The following is a 3,120-nucleotide window of genomic DNA, read 5'->3' on the forward strand; positions in this document are numbered from 1 at the left end:
CCCGGCCACCCCCGACGACCCCCCCCCCCCCCCCCCCCGGGCCGCCGCCCGCCCCCCCCCCACCCCCCCCCCGGGGGGCCCCCCCGCCCCCCCCCCCGCCGGGCCCCCGCCCCGGCGGCTGTGAGAGGGTCGGGCCCGGTTCGAGCAGAACAGGGCGGGAGGCAGCATGGACAGCACGGCGGTGGTGCTGGTGGCGGACGACGACGCGGCCATCCGGCGGTCACTGGAGCGCGGGCTGCGGCTGAGCGGTTTCACCGTCGTGCTCGCCGAGGACGGGCCCGGCGCCCTCGCCCGGATCGACGCCCGGCCCCCGGACGTACTGGTCCTGGACGTGTCCATGCCCGGCCAGACCGGTACGGAGGTGTGCCGGATCCTGCGCGCCCGGGGGGACGAGACCCCCGTCCTGATGCTGTCGGCCCTCGACGAGCTCGCCGACCGGGTCGCCGGACTCCAGGCCGGCGCCGACGACTACCTCGTCAAGCCCTTCGCCCTGGAGGAGCTGGTGCTGCGGCTGCACGCCCTGCTGCGGCGCAGCCCGGCGCGCGGCGGCCGCGACGTGCTGCGCGCCGGACCGCTGGAGATGGACCAGGCGACCCGGCAGGTCCACCACGGCGGGACCGAGGTGCACCTCACCCGCCGGGAGTTCGAGCTGTTGGCCGCCCTCGTGCGCAACGCGGGCATCGTCCTGACCCGGGACCAGTTGCTGGACCGGGTGTGGGGCTATGACTTCGAGGTGCGGACCGACGCGGTCGACACCTTCGTCAGCTACCTGCGCCGCAAGCTGGAGGAGGGCGGGCGCCCCCGGCTGATCGACACGGTGCGGGGCGTCGGGTTCGTCCTGCGCGTGCCCGGCGCGGGGGGCGCGGCGTGAAGCTCGCCACCCGGATCGCCCTGTCCGTCACCGTGGTCATGCCGTTGCTGGTGCTGTCCGCGGGCCTGCTCGTGCTGGGTCTCGTCAGCCGCGACCTGCGCGAGCAGCAGGACGGGCGGCTGCACGACCGGGCCGCGGCGGTCCTGCCCGACGTGCGGGCGCTGCTGGCCGCCGACCGCAGCGGCCGGCCCAAGGCGGAGCAGAACCAGCACCGCAAGGTGCTGGGTGACGCCCTCGACGCGGGGATCAGGGTGCGCGGCGCGGACGGGACGACGGTCCTGGAGGGCGGGCCGCAGCCCGAGACGGCGGTACGGCTGCCCGAGCGGACCCCGGACGGCCCGGTCACGGTCCGCGCGAGGGGCCACGCCTGGCGGGTGCTGAGCGTGCCCGTGGCGGGTGCCGCTCCCGGGAACCTGTGGGTCTACACCCCGGCTTCGGCCGCCGATCCGCAGGTCGCCGCGGTACGGCGGCGGGTGCTGCTGGTGGCCCTGCTGGCCGCCCCGGTCTCCGGGCTCCTGGCGTACGGGCTGGCCGGCCGGGCCACCGCCTCCGTACGGCGGCTGAGCCGGCGGGCCGCCGCGCTCGACCCGGCGGCCGGGGCCGCGGCCTTCGCCGGGCCACCGGCGGGGATCGCCGAGGTGGACGAGCTGTCCGCGGCCATCGCCCAGCTCCTGACCCGCTACGACGAGCAGGCGGCACGGACCGCGCAGGCCCTGGAGACCGCCCGCTCCTTCTCCTCCGCGGCCTCGCACGAGCTGCGCACCCCGCTGATGAGCATGCAGACGGACCTGGACGTGCTCGCCGCCCATCCCGGCCTGTCCCCCGAGGAACGGGCCGAGGTGGTGAGCGACCTGCGCGGCGACCACGCCCGGCTGCTCGAACTGCTCGGGGCGCTGCGGATGCTCGCGCTCGGCGACCTGGTGGAGGTGTCCGCCTTCTGCCCGCTCGACCTGTGCGAGCTGGTGGACGCGGCCGCCGGCGAGGCGGCGCGCCGGCACCGCGAGGAGGGGCTGGAGCCGGACGTGCAGCTGCCGGCGGAACTGCGGGTGTTCGGCTGGGACTCCGGTCTGAAGATCATGCTGGCGAATCTGCTGCGCAACGCGGTGGTGCACGGCCGGCGGCCGGGCGAGCCGCCCCGGGTCACGGTCCGGCTGCGCGCGGAGGGCGCGTTCGCCGTGCTGACCGTGGACGACGAGGGGCCCGGCGTGCCGCCCGCCGAACGCGAGGCCGTCTTCCGCCGGTTCCACCACCGGCCCGGCAGTCCGGGCTCCGGCCTCGGGCTGACCCTGGTGGCCCAGCAGGCCGCGCTGCACCGGGGCACGGTCACCGTCGGGGACGCGCCCGGCGGGACGGGCGCGCGCTTCGAGGTGCGCCTCCCGCTGGTCTCGGACGGGGAGCCGACGCTGCGTCTGCTGCCCGCACGGCGGGACTGGATCTCCCGGGTCGACGAGGGATCACAAGGAATCCACAAAAAGGCTCCCTAGCGTCCCGTCCGGCAGGCGCGCCCAGGCGCCGGCCCGTCGCATCGAAGGGGATACACCATGCTCGCGAACCGTAGGACCGCCGCCGCGATCGGCGCCGTCGCCCTGGCCGGTGCGCTGCTGTCCGCCGGCCCCGCCCAGGCCGACAGCAGCGCGCCGGCCCCCGCCGCGTCGGCGAAGTCCGCTCCGAAGGGCGACGGCGCCAAGGCGATCTGCAAGCGCCTGCCGAAGACCGAGGCCCGGATCGGCGCCGCCCTCACCCGGCTGAACGGGGACGCCACCGTCGCGGGCTCCATCGCCCGGCTGGAACAGCGCGTCACCGAGGCCAAGAACGCGGGCCACACCGAGATCCAGAGCTACCTCAACGACCGCCTGGCGTTCCGCAAGAGCCTGGTGCCCACCCTCCAGAAGCGCCAGGCGGACCTGAAGTCCGTCTCCACCTGGTGCTCCGCGCAGGGGTCCAAGTGAGGTCCGCCCGCCGCGGCGCCGCCGCACTCACCGCCCTGGCCGCCGCGGGAGCCTTGCTGCTGACCGGCTGCGGGGGCGGTGCGCAGTCCCACCCGAAGGCGGAGCAGTCGGCGGGCGGCGACGGCCAGGCCGCCGACATGCAGGCGAAGTTGGACGCCGCGGACGGTGCGGCCGCCCAGGCGGACACCGACGCCGCGCAGAACAACTGAGCGGCCCCGCCACTGCCGCGGGGGGGGGGGGGGGGGGGGGGGGGGGGGGGGGGGGGGGGGGGGGGGGGGGGGGGGGGGGGGGGGGGGGGGG

4 protein-coding genes are annotated in these 3,120 nt (G+C 77.2%); all 4 read left to right on the forward strand.

Annotation, left to right across the window (positions count from 1 at the left end):
• Window positions 1-166 precede the first annotated feature (166 nt).
• From WDV06_RS36540 to WDV06_RS36555, 4 genes are read left to right on the forward strand one after another with little or no spacing between them, the layout of a single operon-like run.
• Window positions 167-871 (forward strand): response regulator transcription factor, encoded by a 705-nt coding sequence (locus WDV06_RS36540; protein ID WP_395514110.1) that lies wholly within the window; start codon window positions 167-169, stop codon window positions 869-871.
• The gene (locus WDV06_RS36545; protein WP_395514111.1) at window positions 868-2,355 is read left to right on the forward strand and encodes a sensor histidine kinase; all 1,488 of its coding nucleotides are present in this window, start codon (window positions 868-870) and stop codon (window positions 2,353-2,355) included. The genes WDV06_RS36540 and WDV06_RS36545 overlap by 4 nt, the downstream gene beginning before the upstream one ends.
• Before the next feature lie 57 nt (window positions 2,356-2,412).
• A complete protein-coding gene (locus tag WDV06_RS36550) occupies window positions 2,413-2,820 on the forward strand; it encodes a hypothetical protein (RefSeq protein ID WP_395514112.1) in 408 nt (135 codons plus the stop codon).
• Entirely contained in the window at window positions 2,817-3,029 is a 213-nt protein-coding gene (locus WDV06_RS36555; RefSeq protein WP_395514113.1) for a hypothetical protein, read from the forward strand. Before WDV06_RS36550 ends, WDV06_RS36555 begins: the two co-directional genes overlap by 4 nt.
• Window positions 3,030-3,120 lie beyond the last annotated feature (91 nt).

The sequence above is a fragment of the Streptomyces racemochromogenes genome, from assembly GCF_044129415.1.
Taxonomy (GTDB): domain Bacteria; phylum Actinomycetota; class Actinomycetes; order Streptomycetales; family Streptomycetaceae; genus Streptomyces; species Streptomyces racemochromogenes_A.